The organism is Thiosulfatimonas sediminis (genome assembly GCF_011398355.1).
GTDB lineage: Bacteria > Pseudomonadota > Gammaproteobacteria > Thiomicrospirales > Thiomicrospiraceae > Thiomicrorhabdus > Thiomicrorhabdus sediminis_A.
Genome location: NZ_AP021889.1, coordinates 896,766 through 913,860, shown reverse-complemented (window position 1 = coordinate 913,860; position 17,095 = coordinate 896,766). Strand labels below are relative to the sequence as shown.

20 protein-coding genes are annotated in these 17,095 nt (G+C 45.9%); 8 read left to right on the top strand and 12 right to left on the bottom strand.

Translation table 11 applies throughout. From position 1 onward, the window contains the following. Positions 1-150 precede the first annotated feature (150 nt). Entirely contained in the window at positions 151-450 is a 300-nt protein-coding gene (tnpA, locus tag HRR27_RS04210; RefSeq protein ID WP_173269093.1) for an IS66 family insertion sequence element accessory protein TnpA, read from the top strand. A gap of 59 nt (positions 451-509) precedes the next feature. Here tnpA (HRR27_RS04210) and tnpC (HRR27_RS04205) read toward each other — a convergent pair whose 3' ends face one another. Genes tnpC (HRR27_RS04205) through tnpA (HRR27_RS04195) form a run of 3 tightly spaced genes read right to left on the bottom strand, consistent with a single transcriptional unit; the run spans position 510 to position 2,744 of the window. Next, entirely contained in the window at positions 510-2,075 is a 1,566-nt protein-coding gene (gene tnpC / locus HRR27_RS04205; protein ID WP_173271202.1) for an IS66 family transposase, read from the bottom strand. Between the two features lie 20 nt (positions 2,076-2,095). Beyond that, on the bottom strand, positions 2,096-2,452 hold the full coding sequence (gene tnpB, locus HRR27_RS04200; protein ID WP_173270780.1) for an IS66 family insertion sequence element accessory protein TnpB: 357 nt from the start codon (positions 2,450-2,452) through the stop codon (positions 2,096-2,098). Beyond that, positions 2,445-2,744, bottom strand: a complete 300-nt coding sequence (tnpA, locus tag HRR27_RS04195) for an IS66 family insertion sequence element accessory protein TnpA (RefSeq protein WP_173270778.1) — start codon at positions 2,742-2,744, stop codon at positions 2,445-2,447. The genes tnpB (HRR27_RS04200) and tnpA (HRR27_RS04195) overlap by 8 nt, the downstream gene beginning before the upstream one ends. A gap of 61 nt (positions 2,745-2,805) precedes the next feature. On the opposite strand from tnpA (HRR27_RS04195), the gene tnpB (HRR27_RS04190) reads away from it, so the two are divergent. From tnpB (HRR27_RS04190) to HRR27_RS04175, 4 genes are all read left to right on the top strand, one after another. Continuing rightward, positions 2,806-3,156 (top strand): IS66 family insertion sequence element accessory protein TnpB, encoded by a 351-nt coding sequence (gene tnpB / locus HRR27_RS04190; RefSeq protein WP_173271200.1) that lies wholly within the window; start codon positions 2,806-2,808, stop codon positions 3,154-3,156. Positions 3,157-3,176: 20 nt separating this feature from the next. Further along, positions 3,177-4,700: an IS66 family transposase gene (tnpC, locus tag HRR27_RS04185; protein WP_173271198.1), complete on the top strand. Its 1,524-nt coding sequence runs from the start codon at positions 3,177-3,179 to the stop codon at positions 4,698-4,700. 305 nt (positions 4,701-5,005) lie between these two features. Further along, a complete protein-coding gene (locus HRR27_RS04180) occupies positions 5,006-5,485 on the top strand; it encodes a hypothetical protein (RefSeq protein ID WP_173271196.1) in 480 nt (159 codons plus the stop codon). Between the two features lie 18 nt (positions 5,486-5,503). Next, positions 5,504-6,730, top strand: a complete 1,227-nt coding sequence (locus tag HRR27_RS04175) for a hypothetical protein (RefSeq protein ID WP_173271194.1) — start codon at positions 5,504-5,506, stop codon at positions 6,728-6,730. A gap of 97 nt (positions 6,731-6,827) precedes the next feature. Here HRR27_RS04175 and HRR27_RS04170 read toward each other — a convergent pair whose 3' ends face one another. From HRR27_RS04170 to tnpA (HRR27_RS04155), 4 genes are read right to left on the bottom strand one after another with little or no spacing between them, the layout of a single operon-like run. Continuing rightward, complete coding sequence (locus HRR27_RS04170; protein ID WP_173271192.1) at positions 6,828-7,097, bottom strand: hypothetical protein; 270 nt, start codon at positions 7,095-7,097, stop codon at positions 6,828-6,830. Next, positions 7,087-8,745: an IS66 family transposase gene (gene tnpC, locus HRR27_RS04165; protein ID WP_173271190.1), complete on the bottom strand. Its 1,659-nt coding sequence runs from the start codon at positions 8,743-8,745 to the stop codon at positions 7,087-7,089. Before tnpC (HRR27_RS04165) ends, HRR27_RS04170 begins: the two co-directional genes overlap by 11 nt. A gap of 38 nt (positions 8,746-8,783) precedes the next feature. After that, complete coding sequence (tnpB, locus tag HRR27_RS04160) at positions 8,784-9,128, bottom strand: IS66 family insertion sequence element accessory protein TnpB (RefSeq protein WP_173271188.1); 345 nt, start codon at positions 9,126-9,128, stop codon at positions 8,784-8,786. After that, positions 9,125-9,421: an IS66 family insertion sequence element accessory protein TnpA gene (gene tnpA, locus HRR27_RS04155; protein ID WP_173271186.1), complete on the bottom strand. Its 297-nt coding sequence runs from the start codon at positions 9,419-9,421 to the stop codon at positions 9,125-9,127. The genes tnpB (HRR27_RS04160) and tnpA (HRR27_RS04155) overlap by 4 nt, the downstream gene beginning before the upstream one ends. A 283-nt stretch (positions 9,422-9,704) precedes the next feature. Here tnpA (HRR27_RS04155) and tnpA (HRR27_RS04150) point away from each other — a divergent pair, with 283 nt between their 5' ends. Both tnpA (HRR27_RS04150) and tnpB (HRR27_RS04145) read left to right on the top strand, forming a co-directional pair. After that, entirely contained in the window at positions 9,705-10,004 is a 300-nt protein-coding gene (gene tnpA / locus HRR27_RS04150) for an IS66 family insertion sequence element accessory protein TnpA (RefSeq protein WP_173271184.1), read from the top strand. Next, the gene (tnpB, locus tag HRR27_RS04145; protein WP_173271182.1) at positions 9,997-10,314 is read left to right on the top strand and encodes an IS66 family insertion sequence element accessory protein TnpB; all 318 of its coding nucleotides are present in this window, start codon (positions 9,997-9,999) and stop codon (positions 10,312-10,314) included. The genes tnpA (HRR27_RS04150) and tnpB (HRR27_RS04145) overlap by 8 nt, the downstream gene beginning before the upstream one ends. A gap of 27 nt (positions 10,315-10,341) precedes the next feature. On the opposite strand, the gene tnpC (HRR27_RS04140) is transcribed toward tnpB (HRR27_RS04145), so the two are convergent. Genes tnpC (HRR27_RS04140) through tnpA (HRR27_RS04130) form a run of 3 tightly spaced genes read right to left on the bottom strand, consistent with a single transcriptional unit; the run spans position 10,342 to position 12,537 of the window. Further along, complete coding sequence (gene tnpC / locus HRR27_RS04140; RefSeq protein WP_173271180.1) at positions 10,342-11,868, bottom strand: IS66 family transposase; 1,527 nt, start codon at positions 11,866-11,868, stop codon at positions 10,342-10,344. 20 nt (positions 11,869-11,888) lie between these two features. Further along, positions 11,889-12,245 carry an IS66 family insertion sequence element accessory protein TnpB gene (gene tnpB, locus HRR27_RS04135; RefSeq protein ID WP_173271178.1) on the bottom strand — a complete coding sequence of 119 codons (357 nt, stop codon included), beginning with the start codon at positions 12,243-12,245 and terminating at the stop codon, positions 11,889-11,891. Beyond that, the gene (gene tnpA / locus HRR27_RS04130; RefSeq protein WP_173271176.1) at positions 12,238-12,537 is read right to left on the bottom strand and encodes an IS66 family insertion sequence element accessory protein TnpA; all 300 of its coding nucleotides are present in this window, start codon (positions 12,535-12,537) and stop codon (positions 12,238-12,240) included. The genes tnpB (HRR27_RS04135) and tnpA (HRR27_RS04130) overlap by 8 nt, the downstream gene beginning before the upstream one ends. A 63-nt stretch (positions 12,538-12,600) precedes the next feature. Between tnpA (HRR27_RS04130) and HRR27_RS04125 the strand changes: the two genes are divergently transcribed. Next, positions 12,601-12,849, top strand: coding sequence for a Wadjet anti-phage system protein JetD domain-containing protein (locus tag HRR27_RS04125; protein ID WP_173271174.1), 249 nt, complete (start codon positions 12,601-12,603; stop codon positions 12,847-12,849). A gap of 26 nt (positions 12,850-12,875) precedes the next feature. Here HRR27_RS04125 and HRR27_RS04120 read toward each other — a convergent pair whose 3' ends face one another. Both HRR27_RS04120 and HRR27_RS04115 read right to left on the bottom strand, forming a co-directional pair. Continuing rightward, positions 12,876-14,078: an EAL domain-containing response regulator gene (locus tag HRR27_RS04120; protein WP_173271172.1), complete on the bottom strand. Its 1,203-nt coding sequence runs from the start codon at positions 14,076-14,078 to the stop codon at positions 12,876-12,878. Between the two features lie 3 nt (positions 14,079-14,081). Beyond that, positions 14,082-16,691, bottom strand: a complete 2,610-nt coding sequence (locus HRR27_RS04115) for a response regulator (protein WP_173271170.1) — start codon at positions 16,689-16,691, stop codon at positions 14,082-14,084. Positions 16,692-17,095: the final 404 nt, after the last annotated feature.

The window sequence follows — 17,095 nt, the reverse complement described above, 5'->3', positions numbered from 1 at the left end:
TCGTGCATTCAAGAGAGGCACTGCGTAAAACACAACGGATTAAACCCCGTATTTACCCAAAATTTAAGTAAGCGCCAATTTACCCACATCTAAAATTCCTGAATAAAGTTCGTTATTCTTCTATGTGTTTTCAATCACAGGAGAATTTTGATGAGCAAACACGAACTTTGGGTGCAGCGGATTGCCGATTGGCAAGCCAGTGGTCTTTCACAACGGGCATTTTGCCAGCAGCAAGGCTTGGCGATTTCAACCTTTTATACTTGGCGACGTAGGCTTCGAAACTTAAGCCAAGAACCCATCAAAGAATCTTCTGCCTTTTTGCCGATGGTGATTCACGATCAGCCTGAACCGTGCTCAACCAGCATTGCAGTCAAGGCAAAAGGATTGGTATTTGAGTGTTCCGTGGTGCAATTAGCGCAATTAATCACCGAGTTGAATCGTCATGCTTAGACCAAGCTTTGATGCACACGTCTTTGTCGTAAGCGACAATTTACCCACGCCCTAGTTTTCTAGGATGCGGTGTGATTCCACGGCAGAAGTGCTTCGAACTGCTCGAGGGTGTCGCAGTTGGGCAGGTCTCGGAAGAGATCGGTGAGATAAGCTTGGGGTTCGAGTCCGTTGGCTTTGGCGGTTTCAATCAAGCTGTACAGCATCGCACTGGCTTTGGCGCCTTTAACCGATTGGCTAAAGAGCCAGTTCTTGCGCCCGATCGCGAAGGGACGAATGGCATTCTCGACTGGATTATTGTCGATATTCAATCGCCCATTCGTGGTGAAGATTTGAAGCTTTTCCCAGTTTTTTGCCAGATAGCTCAAGGCCTCACCGAGTTTGCTTTTGGGCACGGTGCTGTTGAGGCTTTTATCCAACCACGTTTTGAGCTGTTCTAAAACCCGCAGGCTTTCGGTTTGCCGGATCTCAAGTCGTTTATTTGGTGGTTGGTCTTTGATGTGTTGTTCAATTTGATAGAGCTTTTGAATGAGATTGAGTGCCATGTCCGCCTTGCCGGTTTTATTCTTAGGCAGTACTTTTTTGGCATCCATAAACTTACGTCTGGCATGGGCCCAACAACCTAGATGGGTAATCTGTTCGGTTACACCGATTTTGTGATAACCCGCATAGTCATCGGTTTGTAGGAAGCCTTTAAACTCAGGTAATAAATTCATCGCGGTTTGTGTGGTGCGATCCGGTGCATAGTCGAATAACACCACTGGGTGTTTTTGATCGCCCGTCTTGCGTACCCACATGTAACTGTGGCTCTCTGCGGTTTTCCCCACCTCATTCAACACTTGCACACGCGTTTCATCCATATGCACATAGCCACTGTCGAGCAGAGAATCTTGCAGTAGGTTGTACAGTGGCTGACAGAGTTGGGCCCCCTTGATCATCCAGTTGGCCATCGTTTGGCGTGACAGTTCGACCTCTAAACGTTCAAAGGCTTTTTCTTGACGATACAGCGGTACGCCATCTTGGTATTTCGCGGTGGCAATGTAGGCAAGTAACCCAGGGCCGGCGATGCTTTTGGGAATCGGTTGTTTGGGCATGGACGCTAACTTAAGCGAACCCTCACACCCTGGGCAGGCGTATTTTTTACGCACTAACTGACGAACAATGATTTTGGCAGGAATAATTTCTAATTGCTCAGAGACTTCTTCACCGATCTCTTTGAACTCTGAGCCACAGTCACATTTCTCACCGGCCGGTAAGCAATGTTCAACGCGTTGACGGGGAAGATTCTTTGGTAAGGGTTTACGACCGGCGTTGGATTTTGCTTTGGGTGAGGCACTCGAGGATTCATCACTCGACGCTCTCAAAGACGAATTGTCCTCGACTTCAGGCTCATTAAACAGTTCCGCTTGATCGGGGTGTTTTTCACTGCTTTTATAGAATTGACGAACCTTAAAGAACATGACTAATTCAGACAGACGACTGACTTCTTTGGCAAGCGTATCTATGTGCTGGTCTTTTTGAGCAAGTTGACTTGCTTGATGAAGGATATCTGATTGAGACTGCACGACCAACGCCTTTAAGGCCTCGATATCATCGGGTAAATCGTGAGCAGTCAGAGGTGTTTTCATGGGCGGGTAAGATACCCGAATTAGCCCACGTTGTCATAGAAAAGTGATTGATGCGGCTGTTGAAAAATATCCAAGCCATCGAGTAACTGATTAAGCTGTTTGCCTGTGACCGACACCGCTTCTTGATCGACGACTGGTGCTAACCATTTGAACTTGTGTTTCTCTAATCGCTTGTACCAGAGCACAAAACCATTGCGTTCCCAGTAGAGGAGTTTGACCTTATCGCGAGAACGGTTGCAAAACACAAACAGTGCGCCACTCATGGGAGAATGTCCCAGCTCAGCTTCCACAATGGCCGCCAGTCCATTAATGGATTTACGCATATCCACGGAATCACGATAGACAAAGACGTGTGCATCAAAGCTTGGTCTAAGCATGACGATTCAACTCGGTAATCAATTGCGCTAATTGCACCACGGAACACTCAAATGCCAATCCTTTTGCCTTGACTGCAATGCTGGTTGAGCACGGTTCAGGCTGATCGTGAATCACCATCGGCAAAAAGGCAGAAGATTCTTTGATGGGTGCTTGGCTTAAGTTTCGAAGCCTACGTCGCCAAGTATAAAAGGTTGAAATCGCCAAGCCTTGCTGCTGGCAAAATGCCCGTTGTGAAAGGCCACTGGCTTGCCAATCGGCAATCCGCTGCACCCAAAGTTCGTGTTTGCTCATCAAAATTCACCTGTGATTGAAAACACATAGAAGAATAACGAACTTTATCCAAGAATTTTAGATGTGGGTAAATTGGCGCTTACTCTTTGTCTATCGGGATCCGGTGGATATGCGTAAATCCATTAATGGACTGGCGGCCATTGTGGAAGCTGAGCTGGGACATTCTCCCATGAGTGGCGCACTGTTTGTGTTTTGCAACCGTTCTCGCGATAAGGTCAAGCTGCTCTATTGGGAACGCAATGGTTTTGTGCTCTGGTACAAGCGATTAGAGAAACACAAGTTCAAATGGTTAGCGCCAGTCGTCGATCAAGAGGCGGTGTCGGTCACAGGCAAACAGCTTAATCAGTTACTCGATGGCTTGGATATTTTTCAACAGCCGCATGAAGCACTTTTCTATGACAACGTGGGCTAATTCGGGTATCTTACCCGCCCATGAAGAAACGCCTTACTGCTCACGATTTACCCGATGATATCGATGCCTTAAAAGCCTTGGTTTTACAAAAAGACCTGCACATAGATACGCTTGCCAAAGAAGTCAGTCGTCTGTCTGAATTGGTCAGGTTCTTTAAGGTTCGTCAATTCTATAAAAGCAGTGAAAAACACCCCGATCAAGCGGAACTGTTTAATGAACCCGAAGTCGAGGACAATTCGTCTTTGAGAGCATCGAGTGATGAATCTTCGAGTGCCTCACCCAAAGCAAAATCCAACGCCGGTCGTAAACCCTTACCAAAGAATCTTCCCCGTCAACGCGTTGAACATTGCTTACCGGCCGGTGAGAAATGTGACTGTGGCTCAGAGTTCAAAGAGATCGGTGAAGAAGTCTCTGAGCAATTAGAAATTATTCCTGCCAAAATCATTGTTCGTCAGTTAGTGCGTAAAAAATACGCCTGCCCAGGGTGTGAGGGTTCGCTTAAGTTAGCGTCCATGCCCAAACAACCGATTCCCAAAAGCATCGCCGGCCCTGGGTTACTTGCCTACATTGCCACCGCGAAATACCAAGATGGCGTACCGCTGTATCGTCAAGAAAAAGCCTTTGAACGTTTAGAGGTCGAACTGTCACGCCAAACGATGGCCAACTGGATGATCAAGGGGGCCCAACTCTGTCAGCCACTGTACAACCTACTGCAAGATTCTCTGCTCGACAGTGGCTATGTGCATATGGATGAAACGCGTGTGCAAGTGTTGAATGAGGTGGGGAAAACCGCAGAGAGCCACAGTTACATGTGGGTACGCAAGACGGGCGATCAAAAACACCCAGTGGTGTTATTCGACTATGCACCGGATCGCACCACACAAACCGCGATGAATTTATTACCTGAGTTTAAAGGCTTCCTACAAACCGATGACTATGCGGGTTATCACAAAATCGGTGCAACGGAACAGATTACCCATCTAGGTTGTTGGGCCCATGCCAGACGTAAGTTTATGGATGCCAAAAAAGTACTGCCTAAGAATAAAACCGGCAAGGCGGACATGGCACTCAATCTCATTCAAAAGCTCTATCAAATTGAACAACACATCAAAGACCAACCACCAAATAAACGACTCGAGATCCGGCAAACCGAAAGCCGGCGGGTTTTAGAACAGCTCAAAACGTGGTTGGATAAAAGCCTCAACAGCACCGTGCCCAAAAGCAAACTCGGTGAGGCCTTGAGCTATCTGGCAAAAAACTGGGAAAAGCTTCAAATCTTCACCACGAATGGGCGATTGAATATCGACAACAACCCGGTTGAGAATGCCATTCGTCCCTTCGCGATCGGGCGCAAGAACTGGCTCTTTAGCCAATCGGTTAAAGGCGCCAAAGCCAGTGCGATGCTGTACAGCTTGATTGAAACCGCCAAAGCCAACGGACTCGAACCCCAAGCTTATCTCACCGATCTCTTCCGAGACCTGCCCAACTGCGACACCCTCGAGCAGTTCGAAGCACTTCTGCCGTGGAATCACACCGCATCCTAGAAAACTAGGGCGTGGGTAAATTGTCGCTTACAAATTTAATACTTGATTTAACGCTTACAACGTCCGTACACTCCTAGACCGCCCTTTGAATTTCACGATATTCAGCGGCTTCTAGATCGTTTAACATAAACAAGTGAACCTTAAGAAAATACGTAAAATTGACACATCTGTATTTATTTAGGACAATAGCTTTAAGTATTTTTTACCCATTGATTTTACATAGAAGTATCAAAGTTGCCCCCTACTTTTCTACCCCTTAACCATATGGCCGAAAATCATAAGCCTTAGAAAATGAGAAATAAAAGATGAGATTACTTTACAGGTATCCATTAAAAAGTATCCAAAAGCACTTTATAATCATCGCTTTGGTATCAGGCTGTATCACATTTACCCCTTTGTCACTCGCTAAGAGTGAACCTCACACTGCGGTCATTGTTCACTATCCAAACGGTAATATTGTCGAATACAAATATCAGAAAGCCTACAGCGAAGATTTACTCGATAAAATTTTTAGCGCAAAAGTCCAATCTTGGCCGGATGGTCAACCAATAAAAATTTTTACATTGCCAAACCAAAGTAAAACGCACAAACAGTTTGTTGAAGAGATTCTGCATTCTAATGTTTTCGAGATGCAGCGTATTTGGAATCGACTGATTTTCAGTGGGCGAGGCGTTGCGCCTTTGGAATTAAAAAACGAAGTCGAGATGATAAAAACAGTTCGTAAAACGGCCGGTTCAATTGGATATATTTCCAAAGATAATTTACCTCAACTTCAGGCTAAGTAAATGATTATGAATACCTCTATGATTAAGAAGTCTGTTACTCCCCTGCAGCACACCTATTTTCTAGTGCGAAGCAGCATCGCATTATTTATCTCTGCGCAACTGCTGTACTCGGCGCCAGCGTTATCCAATCCATATTTCAATGGCTTCATCACCCAAGGCTTAGTTTTCTCAGACGAAAATGCATTTTTAACAAATGATTCTGAACAGGGCTCTTTTGATTTCCGTGAAATCGGCCTAAACATGAATTACATTATTTCGCCGAAGTGGCGTCTAAGCGGCCAAGTCTTATCGCAAAAATTAGGCGACACCATCCCTGCCACACCAAAAGTAGACTATCTATTAGCCGATTATGGCTTCTACAACCAAGGTTTAAATCGCGCTGGCTTACGATTTGGTCGTGTAAAAACACCTTATGGATTTTATAACGACTCACGCGACCTTCCGTCTGCACGACCAGGCGCATTATTGCCGGATGCCATTTATTATGAAGGCTTACGCGATTTCATGATCTCAACCGATGGGGCAAACCTCTATTCAAGCCATCAACTAGCCGTTGGAAGCTTGTCACTTGATGCCTATTTCGGTCAGCATAAAACCAGTAGCGATGCCAGTGAACGCTTTTATTTAGGTCGAACGATTGACCAAATTGAAATCAAAAATTTTGATAAATTGGGTATAAATGCATTTTTCGAACCGGTTTCTTCAAATTTCCAATTCAATTACAGCTATCTCCAAATTCATCCAGAAGTGACCCTACTTAGCCCTATCCAGTTCCCAAATGCGAACAATGGTATCGATACCTTGAACGAAATCAATTACAAAAGCGACATCCACCTTTTCTCGATACGCTACCAGTTACCGAAACATTCATTCATGGTGGAATACAGTGACATAGGAAATACAACTTCAACAGTCGTCAATGATCAAAAAACCACCCGTAAAACTTACGGCGAAGCCTACTACGCGCAATGGCAATGGCTACCATTAAACCAAATGGAAACTTGGCTACGTTATTCTTACTATTTGGCCAATAAAGATAACGGCGAAACCTCTCTACGTAGTTACAGCAAAGTCGCGACCGCCGCTCTACGCTGGCACTTTAACGCCGATTTAAATGTAACCGGCCAATACGACTTACGTGAAGGCGATGCACTCATCCCAATTCACAAAGACTATGACCCAAGTACGCGCAATAAACATTGGTCTGTTTTTTTAGTTCAAATGAATTATCAATTCAGCTTCTAAGCACTTAGGCCCTTGATCACATGAAAGGACATCAAACACACGCCAAGGCTTTGAAACGCCTCTTTAACGTAAGCGTTCATTCCAAGACGTGGTTGAATCAGCTTGCCTCATGAAGTGGGCGTAATAATACCGGTGCAACCTTGTATTGTTTGGCACCATCTTCATCCAGTACGATCACCGTCTTTCGATTGATTTTTGTGACGATGCCAAACACTTGTCCATAGCGACCCTCAAACGTCACTTTCATCCCCAATCGCAATTGCATCAGCGCTTCCATGGTTTCACGCTCCTGCAACTGGTCAATGCGCTGGCAGATAAGCGTGTTCAGTTCCATTAACTGATCCAATGTCATGTCTTCAATGCGCATGAGCGTAAACCTCTGTCGCTGTGTTTTGACGGTACGGGTGGCGTGGATCAATCAGTGCACGCAGAGGGGCATCAGCGAACCGAGTTTTCCAGACGCGCGGTGTTAAATCCACAACGTCTTTGGCCGGGTGTCGGCCAATGCGTTGCAATACATCCACCAGGTAAGTGTAGGGGTTAACCTCATGTAACTTGCAGGTGCTGATCAGGCTTTGAATCAGACCCAGGTGCTCGGCCCCCAGTTCTGTCCAGCAGAACATCCAGTTTTTCCTACCCATTGGAATGGGCCGCAAGGCCCGTTCCAGGTGATTGGTGTCCGGTTGCACTTGCGGATCTTTTAAAAACACTTTCAGACTCGCTGTACGACCCAGCACATAGTTCAGCGCTTTGGTCAGCGGATCACTGGGAACCAGTTGTGGGTTATCGAGTTGCTCCTCACACCATGTGAAGAAGTGATCGACCACTGGCTTTGAGTGATCCAATCGGTACTGACGTTTTTTCTCGTCTGTCAGGCCCTGTGTCTGAATGACTTCTTCATTCCGGTAGATCTGTGCGATCTGCTGCAAGGCATCGGTCGCTCGTTCAGGGTGCGCTTTTTGTGCGTCAATAAAGTAGCGGCGTGCATGCACCCAGCATTGAGCATGCGTAACACCCTGTTGTGTCTCAACGTAGCGCGCATAGGCCGAATACCCATCACTGAGCAGGGTGCCATTAAATTGGTCCTTGAGAACGGTTTCTATGTGCAACCGCCCTCGGGAGCTGGCATAGGTAAACACCACTTCGTCAGCATCACCATACAGCGGCCAGAACCAGCCGGATTTCATTTTACCCTTTTGTGAGCCTGTCCGGCCCTGATGACCGGCTTTGATTGGGGTCTCATCCATGGCCAGTACTCGCGAGCGCAACACATTGTCTGTCTGGGCATCGACAATCGGTTTGAGTAGATCAATGGACCGCTTGACCAGATTGGTCAGGGTGCTGCGACTGACGGTAATGCCAGCCTGCATAAGCCGTTGATGCTGTCGATACAGGGGCAGATGGAATTGGAATTTGTCGACCAACACTCCGGCGAGCAGACTGACGTCAGCCAGAGAGTTGTCGAGCACGTTCAACGGTGCGGGCGTTGTGATCAATTTTGGGTTGCAGCCCTTGCGACGGATCACCGGGCGCTCAAACTTGAGTACCACATAGCTTGAGGCGCGCTGCGCCAGACGATAAGTGGTTTTGATGGCAATGATATCGTACAGGTCCGCATCGGGACCACTGAGTTCTGGCGGTTGCTGTTCGATGACTTCCACGGGCACATCGGCGCTGAAGCGCAGACCGGTGTCGTTGAGACAATCGTCGTCACGCTGTTTTTTGCCTGTGCCGCGCTGATAGGCCTGAATGGTGCGTTTGGGTTCATCCACTGATGTGTCCGGTCGCATTGCCTGTTCACTCTGGAACAGACTGGCCTGCTGGGGCAGGTCAAACACCTGCTTTTCTGACTTGGGACCGAACAGTTGTTTTTTGAACCAGTCGAGCTGGTGTTCGAGCTTAGCGATGGTTTCTGCCTGCAAGGCTAACTGTTCACGTAGCAGCGCATTTTCCTGAGCCAGGTCTGTGGCGTCAGACGAGGCGCATAGTGGTGTGGCAGGTGATGTTGAGCCCATTGAAATCATGGGCTGTATTATACCAAATACTAACGTACTTATACCCTTTTGAAACGCTTGAATTGGCGGTATTTTTGCACTTCAATACCATCGATGAGCAGCTGCAGATCAGCAAGCGTCAGCGCATGATGGGACGCATTGGATTTGGGCACTGGGAACTGTCCCTGTTGCAGTTGTTTGGCCCACAGGCAGTAGCCGGTTCCGGTAAAATACAGCATCTTCATCTGGGTTTTACGGCGATTGATGAAGACAAAGTAGTGACCGCTGAGCGGATCTTGTTTGAGTTGGTTGCGAACCAGGGCGCTGAGGCCTTGGAAGGATTTTCGCATGTCGGTGGGCTGGGTGCACAGCCAGATACGCGCTTGACTATCGAGCCCGATCATCCGTTCTGGCTCAGTCGCAGTTCAACACCGTTGCCCAGACTTAGAACAATGTTCCAGCCAGAGTCGCTCGCGCGTGAGTCATTTATCACTGAGGACAGATCCAGAAAACTGGATTCACTGGATGCTGAATCGTCGCTCTCGTCTGGTTTTTCAGATAAGCGTTTGCGCCAGTTGCAAAAACTGGCATAGCCAACTTTTTGTTGCTGGCAAAACTGTCGGGCTGACAAGCCACTGTGATGTTGCTGATCAACCAGGACTTGCCATTGGTCGGCAGTGCGGCGCTTTGTTGTCATGAATGTAACCTCCTGTTGGTGAGTGAGAGGTTACTGTAGCGGGAAATTCATTGCCGTGGCAGGACGTCCTGGAATGAACGCTTACTCTTTAACTAACTGATTTTAAAACAATAAAACCCGTGAAAACGGGCTGAAACGACTGACAAAGTCCCCGATGTATTGGGGATTTTTTTATGCCTGAAATACGCTAATAAAGTAAGCTAACCGTCAATTTACTCACATCTAAAATTCCTGAATAAAGTTCGTTATTCTTCTATGTGTTTTCAATCACAGGAGAATTTTGATGAGCAAACACGAACTTTGGGTGCAGCGGATTGCCGATTGGCAAGCCAGTGGTCTTTCACAACGGGCATTTTGCCAGCAGCAAGGCTTGGCGATTTCAACCTTTTATACTTGGCGACGTAGGCTTCGAAACTTAAGCCAAGCACCCATCAAAGAATCTTCTGCCTTTTTGCCGATGGTGATTCACGATCAGCCTGAACCGTGCTCAACCAGCATTGCAGTCAAGGCAAAAGGATTGGTATTTGAGTGTTCCGTGGTGCAATTAGCGCAATTAATCACCGAGTTGAATCGTCATGCTTAGACCAAGCTTTGATGCACACGTCTTTGTCTATCGTGATTCCGTGGATATGCGTAAATCCATTAATGGACTGGCGGCCATTGTGGAAGCTGAGCTGGGACATTCTCCCATGAGTGGCGCACTGTTTGTGTTTTGCAACCGTTCTCGCGATAAGGTCAAACTCCTCTACTGGGAACGCAATGGTTTTGTGCTCTGGTACAAGCGATTAGAGAAACACAAGTTCAAATGGTTAGCACCAGTCGTCGATCAAGAAGCGGTGTCGGTCACAGGCAAACAGCTTAATCAGTTACTCGATGGCTTGGATATTTTGTAAGCGACAATTTACCCACGCCCTAGTTTTCTAGGATGCGGTGTGATTCCACGGCAGAAGTGCTTCGAACTGCTCGAGGGTGTCGCAGTTGGGCAGGTCTCGGAAGAGATCGGTGAGATAAGCTTGGGGTTCGAGTCCGTTGGCTTTGGCGGTTTCAATCAAGCTGTACAGCATCGCACTGGCTTTGGCGCCTTTAACCGATTGGCTAAAGAGCCAGTTCTTGCGTCCGATCGCGAAGGGACGAATGGCATTCTCAACTGGGTTGTTGTCGATATTCAATCGCCCATTCGTGGTGAAGATTTGAAGTTTTTCCCAGTTTTTTGCCAGATAGCTCAAGGCCTCACCGAGTTTGCTTTTGGGCACGGTGCTGTTGAGGCTTTTATCCAACCACGTTTTGAGCTGTTCTAAAACCCGCCGGCTTTCGGTTTGCCGGATCTCGAGTCGTTTATTTGGTGGTTGGTCTTTGATGTGTTGTTCAATTTGATAGAGCTTTTGAATGAGATTGAGTGCCATGTCCGCCTTGCCGGTTTTATTCTTAGGCAGTACTTTTTTGGCATCCATAAACTTACGTCTGGCATGGGCCCAACAACCTAGATGGGTAATCTGTTCCGTTGCACCGATTTTGTGATAACCCGCATAGTCATCGGTTTGTAGGAAGCCTTTAAACTCAGGCAATAAATTCATGGCGGTTTGTGCGGTGCGATCCGGTGAATAGTCGAATAACACCACTGGATGTTTTTGATCACCCGTCTTGCGTACCCACATATAGCTGTTACTCTCTGCGGTTTTCCCCACCTCATTGAGCACTTGCACACGCGTTTCATCCATATGCACATAACCACTGTCGAGCAGAGAATCTTGCATCAGGTTGTACAGAGGCTGGCAGAGTTGGGCCCCCTTAATCATCCAGTTGGCCATCGTTTGGCGTGACAGTTCGACCTCTAAACGTTCAAAGGCTTTTTCTTGACGATACAGCGGTACGCCATCTTGGTATTTCGCGGTGGCAATGTAGGCCATTAATCCCGGACCGGCGATGCTTTTGGGAATCGGCTGTTTGGGCATGGACGCTAACTTAAGCGAACCCTCACAACATGGGCAGGCGTATTTTTTACGCACTAACTGACGAACAATGATTTTGGCAGGAATAATTTCTAATTGCTCAGAGACTTCTTCACCGATTTCTTTGAACTCTGAGCCACAGTCACATTTCTCACCGGCCGGTAAGCAATGTTCAACACGTTGACGGGGAAGATTCTTTGGTAAGGGTTTACGACCCGCGTTGGATTTTGCTTTGGGTGAGGCACTCGAGGATTCATCACTACTCGACGCTCTCAAAGACGAATTGTCCTCGACTTCGGGTTCATTAAACAGTTCCGCTTGATCGGGGTGTTTTTCACTGCTTTTATAGAATTGACGAACCTTAAAGAACATGACCAATTCAGACAGACGACTGACTTCCGTTGATAAGGTGTCGATGTGCTGGTCTTTTTGTAAAACCAAGGCTTTTAAGACATCGATATCATCGGGTAAATCGTGAGCAGTCAGAGGTGTTTTCATGGGCGGGTAAGATACCCGAATTAGCTCACGTTGTCATAGAAAAGTGATTGATGCGGCTGTTGAAAAATATCCAAGCCATCGAGTAACTGATTGAGCTGTTTGCCGGTAACTTCAATCGAATCCTTTGTTTCCTGAGGATTGAGCCATTTAAACTTGTGTTTCTCTAATCGCTTGTACCAGAGCACAAAGCCATTGCGCTCCCAGTAGAGGAGTTTGACCTTATCGCGAGAACGGTTGCAAAACACAAACAGTGCACCATTCATGAGAGAATGTCCCAGTTCAAGTTCTACAATGGCGGCCAGTCCATTAATAGATTTACGCATATCCACGGAATCACGATAGACAAAGACGTGTGCATCAAAGCTTGGTCTAAGCATGACGATTCAACTCGGTGATTAATTGCGCTAATTGCACCACGGAACACTCAAATGCCAATCCTTTTGCCTTGATGGCAATGCTGGTTGAGCACGGTTCAGACTGATCGTGAATCACCATCGGCAAAAAGGCAGAAGATTCTTTGATCGGTTCTTGGCTTAAGTTTCGAAGCCTACGTCGCCAAGTATAAAAGGTTGAAATCGCCAAGCCTTGCTGCTGGCAAAATGCCCGTTGTGAAAGACCACTGGCTTGCCAATCGGCAATGCGCTGCACCCAAAGTTCGTGTTTGCTCATCAAAATTCTCCTGTGATTGAAAACACATAGAAGAATAACGAACTTTATTCAGGAATTTTAGATGTGGGTAAATTGGCGCTTACGTTTCCACTGGTACGTTCTCTTTTGATGGATGAATCAACGTTGTTGGCTCATCGGTCTTTTTGGTGCCAGGAACCCTCGCCATCAAAAGCAGAGTGTTTGGATGCTCTCACTCAGGAAGAGCGTGCGATGTACTTAGGATTGGTGGAGCATCGCTGGCAGAAAAGTTTGCGCTTGGAACAAGAGCGGATTGCGTTGCCATTTTTAAAAAAACGGCTCGAAGCGCTGTAATTTGTTGCTGGTGGCGAGGCTTGTGATTAATTGGGCTTGTCTTTGTCTGCATGGTGTTGCGCTATCCAGTGGGCGAGTTGTGCCAATGGCATGGGTTTGGCATACAGATAGCCTTGCCCGATTTCACAGTGCATCTGGCGTAAGACTTCGGCTGTCTGGATGTCTTCAATGCCTTCGGCGACAATGCGTAAACCGAGATGATGAGCCATTTGGATGAGATCATGAGTCAGCGAGAGTGTGCGTGGATTGCTCGTTAGTTGGTCGACAAAGGAACGGTCTATTTTGAGTTCGTTATAAGGCAGTTTACGAATGTTCCCAAGAACTGCTCGGCCAGTGCCAAAGTCATCAATTGAAAGTTGAAAGCCTTTTAAGCGTAAGCGCGCTAGGATGTCTAGACCAACTCTCATTTGCTCGATAGCGCGTGATTCGGTAATTTCGACAATAATGTTTTGTGGTTGAATGTTGGTGGTTTTTATTTTGCCCCATAAATCGTCCGGAAAGGATAGGCGGTCAAGGTCAAGTGCTGAGACATTGATAGAGATACTCAAATCGGCAAAGCATTTGGGATTTTGTTGATAGTCTGCACAGAAACGGTCAACCACTTTTTCGAGTAAGACTTGATTAAGGCCGTGGGTTTCAACGGTGTTGATAAAGTCGTTTGGATAGATCAATATGCCATCATCATCAATCAGGCGAACCAAGCATTCCACGCCCTCCAGAGTGAGTTTTTGGAGATGAATTTGCGGTTGATAATGCACAACGAGTTGGTCGTTATCAAGCCATTTTTTAACACGTTCGTAACTGTGTTCGCAAATGTCTTCGGCCAAAATTGATGTTGTACTATTAGCGAGCGGTGAGTACAGCGTTTCTAAAATGGTGCGAATTTCTTGTAAGGTGAATGGCTTGGTAATCGAGGGCATTAAACATAAGCCAAGTTCGATAGCGAGTTCGTAGGCGCTCGATAAAACGCCATCGTCAAAGCCGCTCATTAGCACTAATTGCCCTTGGAATTGAATGTCCGTCAGTTCGCGCAAGACTTCAATGCCATCTTTGTTGGGCATATTTAAGTCAAGAAAGATTAAGGATGTTTCTGGATGTTCGCCAAGCGCTTGGGTAAAGAGGGTGGCATCAGTCAGGTAGCTAGACTGAATGTTCTGCAGCTCGCAAACTTCACTGATGAGTTCGCAAATGCCCAGTTCGTCATCGACAATTAATGCGTGTTTATGCATATTTTACTTCTTTAGCGCTTTGATAATGGCATCGGTAACTTGATCGCGTTTATAGGGTTTGTGAACAAAGACTGCTTTTTCTTGCAATTGGTATTGCTGGGTTAGCATCTCTTCAGAAAAACCACTGGTTAAGATAACGGCGGTATTGGGTTTTTGTTCTTTTAATTTTTTAAGTAGATCAATGCCGTCCATCTCTCCTGGCATAACAATGTCCGAGAAAACAATGTCGTATGATTGTTGTTGAACTTTTTGCCAAGCGGAGTCGGCAGAATGGCAAACATCAACTGTTATGCCGGTTAGCTCCAGATAAGAGGCGGCGACCTCTGCCAATTCTACTTCATCGTCTACCACCAAGGCGCGTAAATTACTCCAGTTTTCCGGCGGCAGTACTGGAACGTCATGTTTAATCGGTACTTTAGTGTCGGCATTTTCGATGGTTGGCAAGTAGAGGTGGATATTTGTGCCGGACCCTTCTTCACTGTAAATGCGCATATGGCCATTAGATTGTTTTATAAAGCCGTAAATCATTGCCAAACCAAGGCCGGTTCCTTTGTCTTTTTCTTTGGTGGTGAAGAAGGGTTCGAGCACTTTATCAAGCAAGCCTTTGGGTATGCCGCAACCGTTGTCTTCAACGCTAATGAGCACATATTTGCCTTGTTTAATGGTGTCAGAAATACTCTTTATGTAATCTTGGTCTAAATAGGCGTTTTCAATGCGGATAAAGATCTTTCCGCCGTTTGGCATTGCATCACGCGCGTTGAGCAGTAAGTTAATCAACGCATTGGTTAATTCATTTGGGTCGATAAACACCGCAGGGATGTTGTCTTCAATCGAATAACTAATCTGCACTTTTTGTTGTTTGATTGTTCGTAGCAGCATATCCATGGTGCTTTCCATAAACGTTTTTAAGTCAACGGTTTGGGCGCTAAGGTTTTTGCGGCGAGAAACCGTAAGGAGTTTTTGGGTTAAGTCTGCAGCACTGTTGACGGCATTGGTGATTTTAGTAATTCGCGTCAGTAGTTTATCTTGGCCTTGAGCTTGCATTTCCAGTAGTTCCAGATTGCCGAGCATAATGGCTAACAGATTGTTGAAGTCATGTGCCACGCCACCTGTTAACTGACCAAGGGCATCTAACTTTTGTGATTGGCGCAATTTGTCTTCTTGCTTTAAGCTTTTGGTCACGTCTTTGACTAGAACAATAGCGATTACGCCGTCTGCCGTTTTTAAGGGATTGATGGTAGCCTGTACAAAGTGTGTTGAGCCATTTGGGTGTTTGTAACAATACGGGCGTTCGCGAGTAATTTCAATGCGCCGTGGATTATGATAAAAGTCATCGGTTTTGCTGTAATGCATCTCTTTAAAATGCCCGCTCATCAGCACTTCAATTGGGTTGCCGAGTAGTTGCATTTTGTCGACGCCAAAAATCGCTTCGGCTGCTGGGTTTACCGTTTCGATTTTGGCCTTCTCATTGAGGATGATTAAGCCGTCAGGAATGGATTCGATGACTTTGGCAAAACGCTGTTCACTATTGCGGATATCCTGTTGTTTTTCGACCAAAGTGTGATAAGTTCTGCCCAATTTTTGGCTAATTTTGAGTACTAATAGAATCGTGCTTAGCATGAGTAATAGCATCATATATGGCCAATAACTGTTTAGCCAAAATAGGTTGCTTACGTTTAAGCTTGGCGTTTCGCTGATGAGGTACCAGGGTAAGTCTTCAGCCTGATTGGGTAGTACCGCATGAGGGTCTAAATCCAAGCAGCTGTTAAAAGCGCAGATATGCTGGTAAAAATACAAATTCTGTTCGATTTTTAATGCTTGTTCGGCGTGTGTTTGTTGTTGTATTTTTTGCCACAGTAGAGGCTGTATTTTTTCTAAGGTCAAGTCAGGACGATTAAACATAAAGCCCCAGTTTTGGGTGTCGTTTGGACTGTAAAGTAAGTAGCCTTGCTGGTTGGCGATATACAACTTGGTTTGTTCGTTGCGATAATTTGCCATCACTCGGTCAAGGTTTCTAAAAATAGAGTTCACATTGTAGTTAAGTACGACGTATCCCAAGATTTCACCACCAGAAAAAATGCCTTGTACAAAACGTAAGGTGGGGCGAAAAGGGCGTTCAATCTTATCGAATTCGATATTTAAATCGAGCGGCGATTGATAAATCTCACCTGGTGACAAGGTTTTGGCTGCTTGGTAATAGTATCGATCAGACTTGTCTTGCAACTCTTCTTCGGGGACTAAATTTAAGGTGCGCTTGTTGAGCTCAATGCGGAGTTTTTCCATTCCATTTTTATCAAGAAGCCGGAGTTGATGGTAGTCTTGGCGAGAGTTGGTGAATTTTAGAAGCGTGTCGGAAAGTTGCTGATAGCTTCGCTCGTCCTGTGGGTTATGTAGAAAAGCTTCTGCAAGCGGTAGTGCCGCTATGAATTGTACGTCTTCATTGGTCTTGGTTAAATTGGATCGGATGATGCCGGTAACTTGGTCAAGGATTTGTTGGTTGTTTTTTGCTTGTTGTTCGTTGCGTAGCGTAAAGTCCATGTTGACCACAATCGCCGCTAATCCAATAATAATCAAGATAAAGGGAAGTAATAAGCGAAGATGTTGGTTAATCATTGCGGCCCCCTTAGGCTCGATTCAATATGTATTTACGCAGTGAAATACAGACAAGTCCCGATTGATTTCGGTCTGAAGCCGTTTGGACTTTTTCTGTATCCTCTAAAACGCTCGCCTCATTAGCAAGGCTTTTCAATGACTGTTGAAAATTGTCCCCAGCAATGCCTTGCTAAAATTTATCTTAAATTTTCGGCGGACATAATTTGGTGTTTCACTCGGTGAATATTTGCATACTATATACGTAATATTGAATAAGTGAAAATACTCATTAATTGCACTGTTTATTGACGTTTTATGTTTGATTACGCAAGTTTTAATTTTTTAAGTTAAAAAAGTAATCGTATGTCTTTTATTTATGTTGTGCTATTTCACAACCGCTTTGGCAGTGTTGCAACACGATAGTC

What these genes read in the sequence shown, in the direction of transcription:
- tnpA (WP_173269093.1), top strand. Translation starts at nt 151, where the DNA reads ATGAGCAAACACGAACTTTGGGTGCAGCGGATTGCCGATTGGCAAGCC.
- tnpC (WP_173271202.1), bottom strand. Translation starts at nt 2,075, where the DNA reads ATGAAAACACCTCTGACTGCTCACGATTTACCCGATGATATCGAGGCC.
- tnpB (WP_173270780.1), bottom strand. Translation starts at nt 2,452, where the DNA reads ATGCTTAGACCAAGCTTTGATGCACACGTCTTTGTCTATCGTGATTCC.
- tnpA (WP_173270778.1), bottom strand. Translation starts at nt 2,744, where the DNA reads ATGAGCAAACACGAACTTTGGGTGCAGCGGATTGCCGATTGGCAAGCC.
- tnpB (WP_173271200.1), top strand. Translation starts at nt 2,806, where the DNA reads ATGTGGGTAAATTGGCGCTTACTCTTTGTCTATCGGGATCCGGTGGAT.
- tnpC (WP_173271198.1), top strand. Translation starts at nt 3,177, where the DNA reads ATGAAGAAACGCCTTACTGCTCACGATTTACCCGATGATATCGATGCC.
- HRR27_RS04180 (WP_173271196.1), top strand. Translation starts at nt 5,006, where the DNA reads ATGAGATTACTTTACAGGTATCCATTAAAAAGTATCCAAAAGCACTTT.
- HRR27_RS04175 (WP_173271194.1), top strand. Translation starts at nt 5,504, where the DNA reads ATGATTAAGAAGTCTGTTACTCCCCTGCAGCACACCTATTTTCTAGTG.
- HRR27_RS04170 (WP_173271192.1), bottom strand. Translation starts at nt 7,097, where the DNA reads ATGCGCATTGAAGACATGACATTGGATCAGTTAATGGAACTGAACACG.
- tnpC (WP_173271190.1), bottom strand. Translation starts at nt 8,745, where the DNA reads ATGGGCTCAACATCACCTGCCACACCACTATGCGCCTCGTCTGACGCC.
- tnpB (WP_173271188.1), bottom strand. Translation starts at nt 9,128, where the DNA reads ATGATCGGGCTCGATAGTCAAGCGCGTATCTGGCTGTGCACCCAGCCC.
- tnpA (WP_173271186.1), bottom strand. Translation starts at nt 9,421, where the DNA reads ATGACAACAAAGCGCCGCACTGCCGACCAATGGCAAGTCCTGGTTGAT.
- tnpA (WP_173271184.1), top strand. Translation starts at nt 9,705, where the DNA reads ATGAGCAAACACGAACTTTGGGTGCAGCGGATTGCCGATTGGCAAGCC.
- tnpB (WP_173271182.1), top strand. Translation starts at nt 9,997, where the DNA reads ATGCTTAGACCAAGCTTTGATGCACACGTCTTTGTCTATCGTGATTCC.
- tnpC (WP_173271180.1), bottom strand. Translation starts at nt 11,868, where the DNA reads ATGAAAACACCTCTGACTGCTCACGATTTACCCGATGATATCGATGTC.
- tnpB (WP_173271178.1), bottom strand. Translation starts at nt 12,245, where the DNA reads ATGCTTAGACCAAGCTTTGATGCACACGTCTTTGTCTATCGTGATTCC.
- tnpA (WP_173271176.1), bottom strand. Translation starts at nt 12,537, where the DNA reads ATGAGCAAACACGAACTTTGGGTGCAGCGCATTGCCGATTGGCAAGCC.
- HRR27_RS04120 (WP_173271172.1), bottom strand. Translation starts at nt 14,078, where the DNA reads ATGCATAAACACGCATTAATTGTCGATGACGAACTGGGCATTTGCGAA.
- HRR27_RS04115 (WP_173271170.1), bottom strand. Translation starts at nt 16,691, where the DNA reads ATGATTAACCAACATCTTCGCTTATTACTTCCCTTTATCTTGATTATT.